The organism is Chromohalobacter sarecensis (assembly GCF_023061135.1).
GTDB classification, from domain to species: Bacteria; Pseudomonadota; Gammaproteobacteria; order Pseudomonadales; family Halomonadaceae; genus Chromohalobacter; species Chromohalobacter sarecensis.
Genome location: NZ_JAKGAN010000001.1, coordinates 282,397 through 297,830, shown reverse-complemented (window position 1 = coordinate 297,830; position 15,434 = coordinate 282,397). Strand labels below are relative to the sequence as shown.

General features: G+C 54.6%; 15 protein-coding genes. 2 read left to right on the top strand and 13 right to left on the bottom strand.

The window, feature by feature from the left end:
- Positions 1-133: 133 nt before the first annotated feature.
- The 9 genes from L1071_RS01355 to L1071_RS01315 form a co-directional block, all read right to left on the bottom strand.
- Positions 134-889 carry a virulence RhuM family protein gene (locus tag L1071_RS01355; RefSeq protein ID WP_246967769.1) on the bottom strand — a complete coding sequence of 252 codons (756 nt, stop codon included), beginning with the start codon at positions 887-889 and terminating at the stop codon, positions 134-136.
- Between the two features lie 232 nt (positions 890-1,121).
- Positions 1,122-1,835, bottom strand: a complete 714-nt coding sequence (locus L1071_RS01350) for a type II toxin-antitoxin system HipA family toxin (RefSeq protein ID WP_246967767.1) — start codon at positions 1,833-1,835, stop codon at positions 1,122-1,124.
- Positions 1,836-1,879: 44 nt separating this feature from the next.
- Positions 1,880-2,104 carry a hypothetical protein gene (locus L1071_RS01345; protein ID WP_246967765.1) on the bottom strand — a complete coding sequence of 75 codons (225 nt, stop codon included), beginning with the start codon at positions 2,102-2,104 and terminating at the stop codon, positions 1,880-1,882.
- Positions 2,104-2,478, bottom strand: a complete 375-nt coding sequence (locus tag L1071_RS01340; RefSeq protein ID WP_281504394.1) for a helix-turn-helix transcriptional regulator — start codon at positions 2,476-2,478, stop codon at positions 2,104-2,106. The genes L1071_RS01345 and L1071_RS01340 overlap by 1 nt, the downstream gene beginning before the upstream one ends.
- Positions 2,479-2,672: 194 nt before the next feature.
- Positions 2,673-3,620 (bottom strand): DUF808 domain-containing protein, encoded by a 948-nt coding sequence (locus L1071_RS01335; protein ID WP_246967761.1) that lies wholly within the window; start codon positions 3,618-3,620, stop codon positions 2,673-2,675.
- 362 nt (positions 3,621-3,982) lie between these two features.
- On the bottom strand, positions 3,983-4,186 hold the full coding sequence (locus L1071_RS01330) for a cold-shock protein (RefSeq protein ID WP_246967759.1): 204 nt from the start codon (positions 4,184-4,186) through the stop codon (positions 3,983-3,985).
- A gap of 667 nt (positions 4,187-4,853) precedes the next feature.
- Positions 4,854-5,336 (bottom strand): hypothetical protein, encoded by a 483-nt coding sequence (locus tag L1071_RS01325; protein ID WP_246967758.1) that lies wholly within the window; start codon positions 5,334-5,336, stop codon positions 4,854-4,856.
- A gap of 198 nt (positions 5,337-5,534) precedes the next feature.
- Positions 5,535-8,822 (bottom strand): DEAD/DEAH box helicase, encoded by a 3,288-nt coding sequence (locus tag L1071_RS01320; protein ID WP_246967756.1) that lies wholly within the window; start codon positions 8,820-8,822, stop codon positions 5,535-5,537.
- Between the two features lie 329 nt (positions 8,823-9,151).
- Positions 9,152-10,003 carry a helix-turn-helix transcriptional regulator gene (locus L1071_RS01315; protein ID WP_246967754.1) on the bottom strand — a complete coding sequence of 284 codons (852 nt, stop codon included), beginning with the start codon at positions 10,001-10,003 and terminating at the stop codon, positions 9,152-9,154.
- Positions 10,004-10,113: 110 nt separating this feature from the next.
- On the opposite strand from L1071_RS01315, the gene L1071_RS01310 reads away from it, so the two are divergent.
- Complete coding sequence (locus tag L1071_RS01310) at positions 10,114-11,298, top strand: MFS transporter (protein WP_246967752.1); 1,185 nt, start codon at positions 10,114-10,116, stop codon at positions 11,296-11,298.
- Between the two features lie 383 nt (positions 11,299-11,681).
- Here the strand turns inward: L1071_RS01310 and L1071_RS16290 are convergent, their stop codons facing one another.
- From L1071_RS16290 to L1071_RS01295, 3 genes are all read right to left on the bottom strand, one after another.
- The gene (locus L1071_RS16290; RefSeq protein WP_378110061.1) at positions 11,682-11,876 is read right to left on the bottom strand and encodes a HipA domain-containing protein; all 195 of its coding nucleotides are present in this window, start codon (positions 11,874-11,876) and stop codon (positions 11,682-11,684) included.
- A 128-nt stretch (positions 11,877-12,004) separates the two neighbouring features.
- The gene (locus L1071_RS01300) at positions 12,005-12,493 is read right to left on the bottom strand and encodes a DUF2938 domain-containing protein (RefSeq protein WP_246967750.1); all 489 of its coding nucleotides are present in this window, start codon (positions 12,491-12,493) and stop codon (positions 12,005-12,007) included.
- Positions 12,490-13,821: an MFS transporter gene (locus L1071_RS01295; protein ID WP_246967748.1), complete on the bottom strand. Its 1,332-nt coding sequence runs from the start codon at positions 13,819-13,821 to the stop codon at positions 12,490-12,492. The genes L1071_RS01300 and L1071_RS01295 overlap by 4 nt, the downstream gene beginning before the upstream one ends.
- Before the next feature lie 135 nt (positions 13,822-13,956).
- On the opposite strand from L1071_RS01295, the gene L1071_RS01290 reads away from it, so the two are divergent.
- Entirely contained in the window at positions 13,957-14,418 is a 462-nt protein-coding gene (locus L1071_RS01290) for a helix-turn-helix domain-containing protein (RefSeq protein ID WP_246967745.1), read from the top strand.
- Here L1071_RS01290 and L1071_RS01285 read toward each other — a convergent pair.
- Positions 14,399-15,358: a LysR family transcriptional regulator gene (locus L1071_RS01285; RefSeq protein ID WP_246967742.1), complete on the bottom strand. Its 960-nt coding sequence runs from the start codon at positions 15,356-15,358 to the stop codon at positions 14,399-14,401. The two genes, L1071_RS01290 and L1071_RS01285, sit on opposite strands and share 20 nt — an antisense overlap.
- Positions 15,359-15,434: the final 76 nt, after the last annotated feature.

Here is a 15,434-nt window from a genome sequence, read left to right as displayed (position 1 = left end):
TGCGTCAACCGACGCATGCGACGAGCCATTGATAGATCATGATCGAGATTATTCAAGGCACGCGCCACGGGGGGGCGGCATCGCGACTGGCGTAACGACATCGAAGGCTTCGGTGGTTCAAGCGGGCGCCGTGTCATCGGCGAGCATGTTCATGATCAGCCGACTCGCCGAAGACGGACTGATCGAGATTGCCTAGCAGTGAGGCCAAACCATCGCTTCGATCCCGGGCAAACAGGTCGGTGGCCTCTCCCCGTCCTATCAATTCGGCTTTCAAATCGCCCAGCGCGGCTCTCGCGATGTCCAACGAAGGAAGCTGGCCGCCCTCCTGAACATCGGGATCGCTCAACAGCCCTTCGTCATAGCGCTGCAACAGCAGAAACGTCTGCGCATAACGCGCGACGATATCCACCAACCCACGACTGCCCGACACATCCAACGCCGGGTTGTGCGCCGCCTTGCGCACCAGCGCCATTGCCGCCTCCAGCTCGCGCGCATTGGCTTCGAAGCGTTGCTGGTGCAGCGTCCAGCCCTGGGTGAGATGCTCGCGAAGGACGCGAGTTGCCCACTGGCGGAAGCGCACCGCCCGCCGTGAATTGACGCGATAGCCGAGGGAGATGATGGCGTCGAGATTGTAGATTTGAACGCATCTCTTCACCTGTCTCTGGCCTTCTTGACGAACTATCGAGGATTCCTCGGTAGTTGCGCTCTCATCCAGCTCGCCATCGGTATAGATATTTTTCAAATGAAGACTGACGTTATCGATTGATGTCTCGAATACCTCAGCCATCTGCCGCTGCGTCAACCATACGGTCTCGCGCCCTTCGTCCAGACGCACGTCGACTGCCTTCTCGACATCTTCATAGATAAGGATTTGTGATTGTTCGCTCATGTCGATCAGGTCCCGGTGCGTTTACCAGCATTGACCATAGCACGGACGCTTGGGCGATTCTTGTCGCGCGAATGGGGTCGCGGTGGCTCCTCATGCGGCAAGGGGCTCGTATCTACTCGGCATCATGCCCCCCGGGGAGCTTGTGCCAGACCTTCTCCGCACCCTCGAAGGCCAGGTAGGTCCCCCACCATCAGGATGATCGGCAATTACGCTTTAAAACTCACAATGCAGCTTATACATCCGGATCGAAGGCAGGAGAAAAATCGGTCAAATCCCAATTTCGCATGCCCAATTCCTTGCCCATGGAGCGCCATGCTCCCACGGCCTTGGTTACTTCATCCCAGCCTGTCGTCGCTTCCTGCTTGCTCAACCTGAAATACGGCGCCCCTTCCATGAGCATTTGTCGACTATCGATAGGACCGGAGTCTTCGGTCAGCCATATCTTGCTTTCACGGCGATCGCCCGGCATGGGGTTGAGATCGAACGCCGGCGCGAGACGCCAACCGCGACGCCGAGCATCATAAAGTAGTCCTGTATTACGCAGATGATCGTCCGTGTTGCAAATGAGGAAATTGAAGACCAGACGTCGCCATAGCTCGCGGATGTCAGCGATGGGATCGGAACCCGCTTGTAACAACACGTCCACGAGCTCGGTGTAAGCGTGGTCTTCGTCGCGTCCACTCGTCTGCAGCATGGTCGCGGCCGACACATAGGGGATGCGCCCTCCACCACCAGTACGATCGAATCGTCGGATCATCGCCACAGCCGTGCCCTGGATGAGTTCCACACGCGCTGGCGCGGCACGAATGCCTGCACGCGTCGCCAGTGTCATGGCCAGCACTTCGCCCCGGATCACATCGCGCTGGTCCGCCTGACTCGGAAACTTGCCCAAGGCCAGCCATCCGTCGGTATCGAGGACGGTGGACTTCGGACGCGCGCCACCCAACGACGTTCCCTGCCCGAGTAGATATTGCAGGTCTTGCGTACTCTCTACGCCCTCTTCCAGCGCCCGAAAAAAACACCCTGTGGATACTGGACCCCGGGGATGAGCTGCAAGTCTGGCGACACCGTGAAGAACCGCGGGTCCTGCAACCAGCGCTCGTCATAGCGGAAGGCACTGCGCTTACCACTGCCCAGGTATAGGCGTCCGATGAGTTTGCCATCCGTACCGAGATGGATGTCGAGATCCTGGCGTTGCGCTTGCTGGGTCGCCATCAGAAGCCCTCGAGCTCATGGTCATCAGTAGCCCCACTTTCTCTCCCCGACTCTTCCGATGGACTTGCCTTCGGTTTTTTCCCGTCGGCTGACCGCACCCGCTGGGGCAACTGGTCTTGGACCAACTCCAGTCCCAATGTGTCCTGCTCCAGCGCCATGACCTTGACCACGTCCTCAAGGCGACCGAGCACATGCAGGGCACGCAGGAATGTGTGCAACGCGGTCCCGGGATAACCGTCTTCCATGCGCCTGACCGTACTCAGCGATGTCCCGATACGCTGCGCCAGGTCTTCTTGCGTCATTCGACGCATACGGCGAGCCATCGATAGATCATGGCCAAGGCTACGCAACGCCCGCGCCACGGGCGGCGGCATTGCAACCTGAGTGCCAGAACGTCTGGAGCCTGAGGACACCATATCGAAGCAATCCAAATATGAATGGTAATCTCTTTATGATAGTCAAATTTGAGCACTATGACGAGGAAGAATCAGACGCTAAAAATATCAAGCGTTCATATTTGAAGCCTTAAAATCAATTAAAAATCAGATATGAGCGCTGTGGCTCATACCTATTCGGCCTGCGCCTTCCTGGAGGGGATGAAGTGCAGCACGCCCACGACAACCGAGCCCACCAAAAAGCCAATCACCGCAGAGCACAGCGTATTGAAGCTCCAGCCCAGCATGCCGCCCAAGCCACCGGTTGCCTCACCAATGCCCTGCTCGAGATGGTGTACCCACGCATAGGGCGCGTTGAACCAGCCCGTGCCATCGGCACCCAGATTGACCAGCAGGATATGCCCGCCCACCCAGAGCATGGCGACGGTGCCCACGACCGAGATGGTCGTCAGCACCTTGGGCATGGCAGTCACCAGGCTCCGGCCCAGCGTCTGAATGCCCGAGCTATCGCGCTGGGCGAGCTTCAGGCCGAGATCATCCATCCTGATCAACAGCGCCACCACGCCATACACCAGAAGGGTGATGAAGAACGCGACCACCACCAGGCTCGCCAGCTGTGACCAGACCCCCTGATGAGAGACGGCGGAAAGCGCGATCACCATGATTTCGGCGGACAGGATCAGGTCGGTCCGAACGGCACTGCTGACGATCTTTTTCTCGGCCTCCGGCCCCTTTTCGACCGCCGGCTTGTCGTCATCATGCTCCCCGGAGAGCTTGTGCCAGACCTTCTCCGCGCCTTCAAAGGCCAGGTAGGTACCACCCCCCATCAAGATGATCGGCAATAGCCCGGGCAAAAAGTAATTCAGCAGCAAGGCCACCGGCAGGATAAAAATCAGCTTGTTGCGGATCGACCCCAGCGCGATCTTCTTCACGATCGACAGTTCACGCTCCGCCGTCACCCCCTGCAAGTACTGCGGGGTCACCGCCGTATCATCGACCACCACCCCGGCCGCCTTCGCCGTCGCACGCCCAGCGGCGGCACTCACATCATCCAGTGATGCTGCGGACAACTTCGCCAACGCGGCAATGTCATCCAGTAATCCTATCAAGCCGCCGATCATGGAAGCCTCCTCCATCAATGAAAGTGAAGATAGTAAAGCACATGGCTGCGGCGTGGGGGGCGGTCATGAAGTCGATGGTCTCGACGGCACGCTCCAGGTCGAACGCCGCGCGCCGCAAACTCGCCTTTGTGCATGACTGGCTTCGACGGGAACCCCAGGGAGGTTAATACCGCATGGGCCTGGCGTCAGGGAAGGAAGTGCATAATGCACGGAAGAAGGAGAGAGGCAGATAGTGAAATCGATGCTGAAAACCCAACATCAGACGAAATCTCACGTTTCTGACACACAGAAACACCAAAGCCCGCCGAAGCGGGCTCTGGTGCTCGAAGCCTTGCGGCTCGACAGCGCAGACTAACTCGGAGTTAGTTAGGCTGTACGTTTGAAGCCTGAAGGCCTTTCTTGCCCTGAGTCACGTCAAACGAGACTTGTTGACCATCCTGCAGGGATTTAAAGCCGTCAGCTTGAATTTCGGAGAAATGGACGAACAGATCGTCACCACCTTCGGCGGGAGAAATGAAGCCAAAGCCTTTAGCGTCGTTAAACCACTTAACTGTACCAGTTGCCATTTTCGAATTCCTTAGCGCGAAAGCGCTTTTACTACAATTGCCGGGTACTACCCCAGATGAAGTGGGTAAAACAAGGGATATAACCAGACTACCGAACGATTCGAGTACAACTGACATATGCGACTTGCTAACCAACTGAATGCATCGTGTCATGTTAGCTAGGGATCGTCAATGGGGGTGTCGCTATAAAGCCCAGCGAGGCGATATGGCGTGTTATAGCCTTAGTTCACGCTCCGCCGTATCATCGACCACCAACCCCGGCCGCCTTCGCCGTCGCACGCCCAGCGGCGGCACTCACATCATCTGGCTTGCCACGCGGCTGCGGAAACCCGGCTGATGACCCTGCAGCCGCCTAACTGAAAGGCCAAAAAAGCGAAACCCCCGCTCGTTAACCGCCCCCTGCATCAGTTGGTATCCAACCGTCAGAGGCAGCTCACGAGCCAGGGTCAGCGGCATTACATTCACGGTCTGGCGGGTGTAGGGAATACCTAGCGATTCATGACGACCAGGTTCACTTCTTCGCGGGACCAAACCTATTCCTATCGTACCCTCCGGCCAGCTAACGGCCAGAAGCAGACTTCAGTGAGCTCTGATGTAATGCCTGGGGCACACGCCGATGTAGAGTCGTGAAACGGTGGAAAAACGGTCGACGTGGTGCTGCGCCTTGTTAAAAATCCTGACCAAGCTTAGCCCAATTTTGAGTAAAATAGGTGTGAATCCCCTCGCCTGGCTGATACCGAGGATAGAGTTTTTGAAACTCGCCACGCGCAGAGCTATAGGAACTGTCGTCAATAACTGTGAGCGCCCGTGCCAGGAACAGCAAGGCTAGAGATGGAGCTCGAGATTCACCTTGGTTGCAGTGAATAACCAGCTTTTTCCCATTATCCCAATGCTTCTTTGAAAACTCCAAAAATTTGGAAAATAGTGCTGGCATAAAGAGCGGCACTGGTGGATCAATAATGTTCATATACAGGTCTGAACCTCGCTCCAAGACCAAATAGTTTGGATGCGAATTCGGAAGGTTGCGTGTGTACCCCACTGCTCGCTGATGACACGGAATTTTGCAAGCATGGACAACTGCTACTTCATTAGAGCCCGCCAAGCAGGACGTCGCATCGGCTACGAACACCCTCTCATATACTTCCTGCATACAGACACCTTAATGTTTTTAATAGTGTTTAGGTAGCCGGCACAAATACACAGACGAACGCGCCAGCAGCATTTTCCGGGAGTCCCGCAGTGTACCGTCAGCTGCTGCACCAGCTCTATCAGCATAGCCTGAAGTGGAGCTTACGGCCATTAACGGACATCAAGAAAAACATGATCTGTCTATATCATTTATTGGTTCTTACATTGACGCAATAACAACAAGTTCTGCTTGAGTTGTTTTTTTAATATACGATGCCGTACACCCCAGCAACTTCAATAATTCATCATTTATTTTTTCTACGCTCAAGCCTGGTTGAACAACCGTTACTTCCAAGCGCAACTTTGACGTTCGCGCTATATTTTTAATGGTGTTCAGATCGCGAATTGTACCTTTCAGGAACCTGCTACGGCCTTTTTTACCCCAAGATTTTTCCCTACGAGTTACGTGTTTGTAGAAGTGACCTATGCCTGAATGCTTCCAATGAATTGAGCGTTGTGCTTGGCCACAGACCTCGTAGAGGTCGTTAACTCTGGCGCCTGTAGTGTCACCAGATGAGTACTTACAATGGATTAAAGAAAGAACAACCTCATCATCGATCACTTTAAAAGCGACCAGATCAGCAGCCTCACCCGAACCGTCATCATTAATAATTACGTCGTAATTATCTCTAATCATTTCTAATGAGCGGTACTGTATCGAGTCAGCTTTACCCTCATACCCCATGGATTCAGATCTAATATCAACATCCTGCCAGTTCCAGACCACGATGTCTTCAGCAGGATAAAGGCCAACGGCATCTTTGACACGAACAAGGAAACGGTTATATGAAAAACAGCCATCAACATACTGAATAACTACGGGGTCACGCTCCATATAGTCATTGAAATCAATTGGGCCAGCATTGCCTTTATGCACACATAATGGCTGGCCTTCTATCAATTGGTAACTATAACCAGGGGCCTCATAAAAAATACTCAACTGATAGACAGACGTCTTCTCATTACTGGAAATACGAATAAACAGCCCATCACGGCCCTCTTGCCTATCAAGTGACAGGTCTACCAAGTAGAAAGGGACCAACTCATCACCGAATTGGATATTCACCCTCTCTTCATAAACATTCTGAATTTGCTCTCCCCACTGAACAGACACTGGGTGCTCTGGATAGAGCTCAGAGATGCGTTCAGGGCGCAAGAAATCCCTTGTTATGTTTTCTTCGTCGATTCCACCTTTGGCGATTTTGTCCCAGGCCTGCGTCACCCATTCACGCCAATCTGACAATGAACCTGAAGCTTGAGGAGACCACACCTTCCCCTTCTTCTCGGAACACCCCCAAAGAACGGCTTCACCATCTTCGTAACCTTTTACTGCCACATTGCTCAATTTAGAATTGGATTTCTCAATCCGATCCAGCCCCTCAGTGACATTCGAGCCAAAGAATTGAGCAAAACTAATGGCACCTACTTGAGACGCACCAAGATTTCTTACTAATGGAACCTCAATGCCATTAAAAACATTAAATACTTTATCACCCGACACAAGCTCACAGCTCTTTCCACAGATATTTCTGGCCAGCTTATCTACTCGGAACCCTTTGTAGTCACTTGAAAAAATGAAAAGAGCGCCACGCTCTTGATCCCAGTAAGCAATGAGAAGCTTATATTCAATATCATTGAGGTCTTTGTAGTTACCCCATTTTACTGTTGAGCTTTGAACAGCTAAGACAACTAGGATATTCTCGTCTTTTGCTATCGCATGCCAATGATCATCAAACGATGGCAGATCCTCACTATATGACTCTGGATTCCACCTATCGCAGTGTGTTTCAAACAATACAGTTGAATAACTGGGCTTTAGATTCCACAGCGATATCTGCGAACTCAGATCTCCCTCTCCACGTTTAAGTGCATCAACTACATCCTGAAGCTGGATTTCCCGCTCAATCTGATTTTCCGCCAGACGCCTCAAAACAATATCCCAATCAGCCCCTTGTGAATAAAGCCGATCTAAGCCTTTTCCTACTCCGGGATCAGCTATATTCACAACGGCAGAAGCATCGTCAATTGGCAAATCACGTGCAGCCCGAGTAAATCGGCCAATAAACTGCAGTGTGATCGCCAAGCTTTTATGATGGTCATGCAGTGCCGCCACTTTAAGATTGGGTAAGTCATAACCCTCCCCCAGCATATCTACACAAATCACAATCCGAGACTGCCTTGCATAAAGTAGCTCAAGACACTGCTTGTTTCTAGCTTGAGAAAAGTCAGAGTGAACAACAATCGGTCTCAGGTCAGGAGCAAGCTCCCTATATAGCCCTATTAGATTATTGGCTCTGGGCTTGCTAGAGACCCTAGCCATCATTAAATGATCAAATCCAGCTTCGATATCACTTCTCAATAAAGCGATAGCCTCTTCTGCTATTGCTTGATCAGCCTTATCTTCATAAAATTCTTCGATGGGGTTTAGGTTTACCGTTTTAAAATAATTCGCGCGCTGAGCTTCTCCCATGGTGTAGTTGAAGATAATCCTTCCGCCAAGGGCTTCATGGTCATTTCTAAAAGGCGTTGCTGTAAATTGGATAACCGGCCTACCCATAAACCTGTCACGAATAGCCGCCCAAGATTTGGCCGAGACATGGTGCGCTTCATCTACGAAGAGGTGACTGCATTTCTGGCAAAGGACATCAACCGCTGCAGAATGTTCTTCTTTCTGCAAAACGTTTGGCGTAGTCACGATCACATTCGCGGCAGCCCCTAACCGTTCTGCTTCTTCAACGGATTGTATGCCCGTTGTGACTTTTGCTACATAAGGGAAACTGCAACCCGGTAAGACAACACCCAAGTCTGGAAGGCAACCTAGCGACAAGAACTTATTCGCGACCTGCTCCCTCAGAGACCTTGACGGCACTACCACCAGAACACAAGAAGCCCTGCGATAGACCATAGTTGCCAGCATGGTCTCCGTTTTACCAGTACCAGTCGGTAATACTACCGTAGCAGGCTCCAGCTCTTTATCAGTTGATAGGTGTGCCGATATCGCGTGCAAGGCACCGATTTGAGGGAGGCGAAGTCCGGCCTGGCCAAGCTCAGGCTTATCCTCCTTGAACGTGAACTCACCAAGCCAGCTAGCCGCGACCTCATTCCGCGAAAGAAGAGTGTCTAGGCCGGGGTACTGCAACCAGACCAACTCTGTGTCCTGATTTAGCTCCTCCAGAGAGGTAGAGCATTTGAATTTCAGGCAATAAACATCATCCGGTATTTCTGCACGCGCATTCCATGCTTTTAGGTACACCTCATTTAAAGGGGGCTCCAGCCTGGTGTTTAACTTGTAAAGCCCTCGGTTCTCACTTTCTGTCAACTCAACAGTCAAAGTAAGCAAGTTACTCAACACCCGTCTAACATAATTGCCGCCTACCTTAATAGTTGGTGCGAGCTTTTCCGGGAGAGTTATGACCTTCTCAAGCGGTTCAACAAAGTCCATCTGCATACATTTCTCTTATTCGTATATGGAGGACAAGATCAAGCTTTTCACTTATTCAATATCCGTTTTAGACCGAAAGCGGACTTTTACCTTACCCAGCCACACTACCGTCCGGGGATATCATCCTGTCCCTGCGACTCGCTACGCATTGTTCTCCTTGTACTTCCTATCGGCCGCTAGCTTTGGGGGTTAACCCTACTTAGCCTTCCTCGGTATCGTTTTGCAATAGGACTTAACCTACAGATTTGGGAAGTTACAAATCGGGACAACGCTCATCAGCCCGCTCGGCCGCTCATCGCGCAGAAAGGGGCCAAACCATCGCAACGGCTACTCGGCTATTCCGCGCTTTCGCCAGCCACCCAGCGGGCGAAGGCTTCGGCCTGGGGGTCGGCCTCCTGCACGGCATAGACGACCAGGCGCAGATGCCGGCCTTCGTCGACGATCAGGCTGGTGTGCTCGAAGCCGATCATTCCCAGCCCATCGAGATCGAGCACACGCACACCCTGGCAAGGGGCATCCACCTCGTGGCGGCGCCACCACTGGCAAAAGTCGGGGGAGTGCGCGGAGAGTTCCTTCACCAGATTGCCGATGGCGGGGTCGTCGTCCGCCCGCGCGTAGTCGCGCCGGAAGCTGGAGAGAATGCGCGGCGCCTGGGTCGGCCAGTCGGCGATCACCCGGCGCAGCTCGGGATCGGTGAACAGCATCCAGAGCAGGTTGCGATACTCGGTTGGCTGACGGTCGAAGCCAAATACACGCGCCGCCGCGTCGTTCCACGCCAGCACGTCCCAACGCAGGTTCAGCACGTAGCTGGGGCGTGTCGACAGGTCGTCCATGAGGCGCTTCACCAGAGGCGGCACCTGGCACCAGGTCTTGCCCGGCTCGACCGGCGGGCGCTGGTGAGTCAGCAGGAATAAATGGTGCCGCTCCGCTGCGTCCAGTTGTAGTGCGCGCGCCAAGTTATCGAGAAACGACGACGACACGCCGATCTCGCGCCCCTGCTCCAACCAGGTGTACCAAGTCACCCCCACTCCCGAGAGCGCCGCGACTTCCTCGCGCCGCAACCCCGGTGTGCGCCGACGCGTCCCCGCCGGGAGGCCTACCGACTCGGGCGAGATCCGCTCGCGGCGGGTCCGTAGAAATTCGGCGAGTTCCTGGCGCGTGCGATCTAGCGTTCGCTCCTGAGCCATTCTGTTGCCTCGAGTAATAGCATAAAGGGTTAAATTGTAACCCTCTAAAGCCAACCGCACACTCCGCGTACTTCCCTGCACCGCCATTCGACATATCGAGGAAAGTACAGATGACACGCGGAACACATAGCACCACCTACCTGGTGGCCATCGGCGCCTTCGCGCTGGGCATGGCCTCTTACGTCACTGCCGGGCTGATCCCGATGATCCAGGCTGACTTCACGGTTTCCGTTTCCGTGGCTGCCCAGTTGGTCACCGCCTTCACGCTGGCTTACGGGCTGGGTTCGCCATTGTGTGTCGCCCTGCTGCCCGCGAATCGCCAGCGCGGCGGGCTGTTTCTAATGCTGGGGTTGTTCGTGATCGCCAACGCAGCCAGCGCGCTCACGACCAGCCTCGCCGCCCTGATGGCCTGGCGCGTGCTGGCCGGCATAGCGGCGGGCACCTATCTCGCCATCGGTATTGCGGCGGCCGTTGGCGTGGCACCGGCGGAGGCACGCGGCAAGACGATCTCGATCATCATGGGTGGTATGGCGAGCGGCACCGTGCTCGGCGTGCCGCTTGGCCTGCTACTGGCAGAGCGCTGGGGCTGGCAGGCCGCCCTGTGGTTGATTACATTGATCGGGTTGGTGGCACTGGTTGGGCTGATCTTCCGCCTACCACCCATGCCTGCCGCCCAGGTAGTGCCGATGCGCCGCAAGCTCTCCATCCTGGTCGACCGCCGGGTCGTCGGTCTGCTGAGCATCTCGTTGCTGGCCGCCATCGCCAGCCTGGGCATGTACACCTTCATCGCGCCGCTGATCGGCGCCCACGGCGAGCGCCCGGTGACGCCCTATCTATGGGTGTGGGGCGTAGGCGGGGTGCTCGGCAGCTTCTTGATCGGCACGCTGGTCGACCGCTTCTCAGGCCCCAGGCTCACCTTCGCTATCATGCTGCTACTCGGTATCGCACTGATCGCCCTGCCGCTGCTGCTGAGCGTCGGCCCCTGGCTGGCACTGATCCCCATCGCGCTCTGGGGTGCCGTGGGGTGGGCACTGCAGGTACCCCAGAACAACGAGTTGATGAAAGCCCGCGAGCCGCAGGGCGACGGCAACCTCGCGGTGGCCTTGAATGAATCCGCGCTCTATCTCGGCAGCGCCCTGGGTGCCTCACTCGGCGGCCTGGCCCTGGCGCTGCAGATACCGGTCGACACGCTCTCCATCATCGCCGGGCTCGTGGCGCTCTCGGGCATGGGCGTGCAGACATGGCTGTGGAAGACGCAGGCCCATGTGCGCGGTGTGGCCTGCTCCGATTCGTGAACTCGCCCCCGTGGCACTGAGCGCCGCCGACTAGGCAGCGTTCGGTGCTGCCAGAGATGATCATGTCGCCGAGATGACGCTGGTCGCACTACGCGAACCGGCGGGATTGAACCCCGCCACCCTGTTAGCTGAGTAACTGTGCGCGTGAGGTCGCAAAGCTATCTCGTATCTTGCGACGCAAGTAGCTGTTCAGAAACTGTTGACCGGCGAAAAGCCTGCGGTCGGTCTCAGCTAGTTTGGCTTGCGCGCAGCCCCCTCCCCATTCACTAGCGATCGTGACCAGTTGGTTCTCGATAATGGCCTGGCCTGTTCGTCATTGAGCAGGAAGTCCGGGGCAGCCGCGAGGCGGCTGTACAGCGCACTAATACGGTTTTCGCCCTTTATCAGCATCGCCTGGGTCGCCTCGTTGCCAGTTCACCCTGTGGGCAGATCGGGGGCAACGAGAGCATCCTGCCGTCCCAGAACGCAGCATGGTTGCGGGCATAATCGTCCATGTTGCCGCACAGGATATTGAAGACGATCCGAGCGTAGAGCTCGCGCAGCGTTTGCTTCGGATCGGTTTGGCGGACGCCTTGCAGGCCGGGCTTTGGATCGCTCTCTCCAGATGATTCTTGTTGTACTCATAACTGTGCCAAGCAGCTTCGCGCTTAACGTAACAAACACTTTGGCCGCTCTCGTAGCGATGTTCCTTTTATAAATCCTGCTCCTAGAGCACAAGCATGCCTCCTAGGCCAGTGATCCATAGGCCAAGACCAAAGCTGAAATGCGCAAAAAGACTGCGAAGCCTAGCTGCGCTCGGTTCAGGTAACTTGCGAGCGGCAATCCCCGCGCCCATACCAGGTTGCAGGACAAGAAATGGGACCAGCACAGTCATCACACCGAAAACCAGCGCCGGCACGAGCGCAGGGCGGCTCAACCAGCCCGCCCCTACAAGCACTAGGAACATCGCGGCAAACGCTACCCCGATCAAATAATGGGCGATCCATCCCAAGGCTGCCTCTCCTCGAATCGGCCGGCTTTTGCCTATGGGTCGATGAATGAAGGTGCCACCCAGCAGATGACCAAGCCAGCGCCCCACCATCGCGTAATTTAGAGAAGGGATACCGAACAGACGGTTTTGCACCAGCGCTACGATATCCATGAATGCGGTTGCTCCAGCCCCGAGCAGCAGGGCATCAATCAGAAGGCTGGTCATTTCCATGCTCCTGTTACCTGTAATCTTTTCAGCACAAAGCACGCCGACACCGCCAGAAGAAACGCAACTCCGCCGGCCGACATAAATACAAGTGACCAACCTGCTTCGATCTCCGTACGCAACGAGGCTAGCGCCATGAAACCCGCTAACCCGGCGGTTGGACCAAGTTCCATCGCCGTATTCATCACACCTCCTGCAAGCCCCATTCGAACAGGGGAAACACCTTGGGTCATTAAGACCGCCGAGGCCGCAAAGACCAGCGAAGTGCCTGCGGGCAACAGCACCAGTCCCGGCAGAATCTCGACAACATAATTCGGACCAAAGCCCGCCAATAGCCAGAGGCCGATGGCAGACAGAACCAGTCCGAGGATCATGGCATTTCGTGTGCCCATACCAATAACCATCTGGCCCGAAGGTCCCCCGCCCAGAATAAGCACTGCGAGATAGGGCACCATCGCTCCGGCTGTGGCCAGCGGGCTCCACCCAGGGCCACTTTGCAGGTAGATCGCCAGAATAAACGTCACCAGCCCCATGCTGGCCGCCGCCAAAAAGATGCCAAAAGCTCCGGCGAGGCGGCCTTTGTCGCGCAGAAAATCCGCGGGAAGCAACGGTGCATCCGCACGGCGCTCATGCCAGGCGAAGCCCGTCAGAGAGGCTACTCCCAGTACGAGTGCGGCCAGTACCGAAGGTGCGTCCCAGCCTGTTTCACTGCCCATGGCCAACCCGTATCCCCCCGCTGAAAAACCCACCAGCGCAAGTCCGGCGCCGAATAGATCCAGCGATTGCCCCCGGTCCTTGCTTAGCACCTTGGGTAAAAGCCAACTCTCTGTCAGCAGAGCCAATGCCGAGACCGCACCGGGAACCAGGAACATCCATCGCCATGAAACCCAGGTGGTCACGATTCCCGAGAGGACTGTTCCCATGGCGGCGCCCAGTACCGAAATACCGCCCCAGCGGGCCATTGCCCGGTCGAAATCCTCTGCCTGCGGAAAGAGTGCCGCGACCTGTGCCAAGGCGGCAGGTGCCACCAGGGCCGCGGCAACCCCTTGTAGCCCTCGCATTGCAACGAGCGTGTCAAACCCTGGAGCCAGTGCAGCCCCGAGCGATGCAAGGCCGAAGGCCCAAAGCCCTGTTCGCATGAGGTTTGTCCCTCCGAAGCGGTCAGTCAGGTTCCCCCCGAGCAGCAAAAGCCCGCTATAGGGCAGGCCATAGGCGATCTGAAGCACGACCAGGTCCGCGGTGCTTAAGTCGAATTCAACCCCGATCAACGGCAGTGGCACCGCGACCAAGGTGATAGTGAAAATCAGCGTGGCCTGAACCAGCGCCAAAAGCGCAAACCCTGGTTCAGGCCTATGTGTGACTCGGCTATGAGTGTCGAAAAGTGGCATTTTCCTCAAGCTCCCTTGAAAAGCTGGGTGAGGCTGAGTAGCCTACAACTTCAAGTAAACTTTAAGTCAACTGCCATGCTTGATATCTCCGAACTCTCCCGGCAAAGCGGCATTGCCGCCTCGAAAATACGCTATTACGAGGAGATCGGACTGATTCGATCAGTCGGGCGCAAGGGTCTACGCCGGGTCTTCGAGTCTGAAGTGCTATCGCGCATGTCGCTAATTGCTCTGGGGCAGGTCGCGGGGTTTTCGCTTGCCGAAATACGCGAAATGCTCGGCCCGGAAGGGCAACCAAGCATTGATCGTGACCGGCTAGGTGCCAAGGCAGATTTTCTGGATCGCCGCATCCAGGAGCTGAGCGCACTGCGTGATGGTTTGCGTCATGCCACGACATGCACAGCCCCAAGCCACCTGGAATGCCCAACCTTTCAACGCCTGATGCGTATCGCACTAACACGCCAGGCTGTGCAAAGGCGTAGGCAGCAAAAGAACCATGAGAAGCGTAAGAGCGGAGGGCTCAATCGCGGAATGAGTTAAGCTCAGATCTTGTGCATGGAAGCAATGGAGAGAGTGGTGTATGCCATTGACTGTATTTCTCAAAAACACTCGCCAGCTCCTCAATTATCAACCTTACAGCAGTGAGTTCATAGCTTTGTTTCTTAGTGACCAACCAAATGTCTTTAGAAAACTCAGGTTCTTCAGATGATTTACAAAGCTCTGTATTTTCGATCATAAAGTCCGGCAACAATACCACTCCGTATCCCGCGATCGCAGCTGACCGCTGAACAACAGATGAGTTTGACTGGAAACTAACTCTTTCCAGCCCAACAGTTTTCAACAAATGCTTTACTTCCTGCAGCTGCCACATTTCTTCATTAAATGTTATCGCAGAAACAGCCTTCCCCTCCTTCATTGCGCGAATGACGACTTCTGTCCCACAAAGATAATAATTCAACCTCCCCAGCTTTAACTTAAAAGTATTTTCTTCATCTGATTGTGTATTACTCAGGCGTATTGCTATATCGGCCTCTCGCTTTGGAATGCTGATATTGCGATCAGTCACTTGAATATCGTAGATCAGGCTACTGTATTTCTCCTGAAGACTTCTCAACCCCGGGGCGACTATTTGATAAGCCAATGATTGTATTGTTGAAATTCTTATTTTCTTTTGTATCACATCTTCCGCACTCAGATCCTCCACAAGCTGTTCAGCTGTATCGTGCATAGCCTGCACTTTCTCATATAGCTTTCGGCCATGCTTTGTGAGAACAAAGCCTTCAGATTTCCTTACAAACAACTCTTTATGAAGTGTCTCTTCCAATTTTTCTAGCCTTCTAGACACAGTCATATAGCTAACATTCAGCTTTTTAGCTGCTGAGGTCATTGATTCACTGTCTGCAAGCGCATAGAAAAAACGTAGGTCATCCCAATTTAGCCTTTGCTTTATCTTCTTCAAAACTGTTTGTGCGTTACACATAATTTTAAATTTACCTCTAAGTCAGAATTGTTCATATTTAGCGTGCCTTTTAAACTACGGGTAGCGAAAAATGACT

Excerpts from the sequence above, each read along its gene's own strand:
- L1071_RS01320 (WP_246967756.1), bottom strand. The coding sequence starts at position 8,822 with ATGCAGATGGACTTTGTTGAACCGCTTGAGAAGGTCATAACTCTCCCG.
- L1071_RS01300 (WP_246967750.1), bottom strand. The coding sequence starts at position 12,493 with ATGACCAGCCTTCTGATTGATGCCCTGCTGCTCGGGGCTGGAGCAACC.
- L1071_RS01330 (WP_246967759.1), bottom strand. The coding sequence starts at position 4,186 with ATGGCAACTGGTACAGTTAAGTGGTTTAACGACGCTAAAGGCTTTGGC.
- L1071_RS01340 (WP_281504394.1), bottom strand. The coding sequence starts at position 2,478 with ATGCCGCCGCCCGTGGCGCGGGCGTTGCGTAGCCTTGGCCATGATCTA.
- L1071_RS01310 (WP_246967752.1), top strand. The coding sequence starts at position 10,114 with ATGACACGCGGAACACATAGCACCACCTACCTGGTGGCCATCGGCGCC.
- L1071_RS01315 (WP_246967754.1), bottom strand. The coding sequence starts at position 10,003 with ATGGCTCAGGAGCGAACGCTAGATCGCACGCGCCAGGAACTCGCCGAA.
- L1071_RS01325 (WP_246967758.1), bottom strand. The coding sequence starts at position 5,336 with ATGCAGGAAGTATATGAGAGGGTGTTCGTAGCCGATGCGACGTCCTGC.
- L1071_RS01290 (WP_246967745.1), top strand. The coding sequence starts at position 13,957 with ATGCTTGATATCTCCGAACTCTCCCGGCAAAGCGGCATTGCCGCCTCG.
- L1071_RS01285 (WP_246967742.1), bottom strand. The coding sequence starts at position 15,358 with ATGTGTAACGCACAAACAGTTTTGAAGAAGATAAAGCAAAGGCTAAAT.
- L1071_RS01335 (WP_246967761.1), bottom strand. The coding sequence starts at position 3,620 with ATGATCGGCGGCTTGATAGGATTACTGGATGACATTGCCGCGTTGGCG.
- L1071_RS01355 (WP_246967769.1), bottom strand. The coding sequence starts at position 889 with ATGAGCGAACAATCACAAATCCTTATCTATGAAGATGTCGAGAAGGCA.
- L1071_RS01345 (WP_246967765.1), bottom strand. The coding sequence starts at position 2,104 with ATGGCGACCCAGCAAGCGCAACGCCAGGATCTCGACATCCATCTCGGT.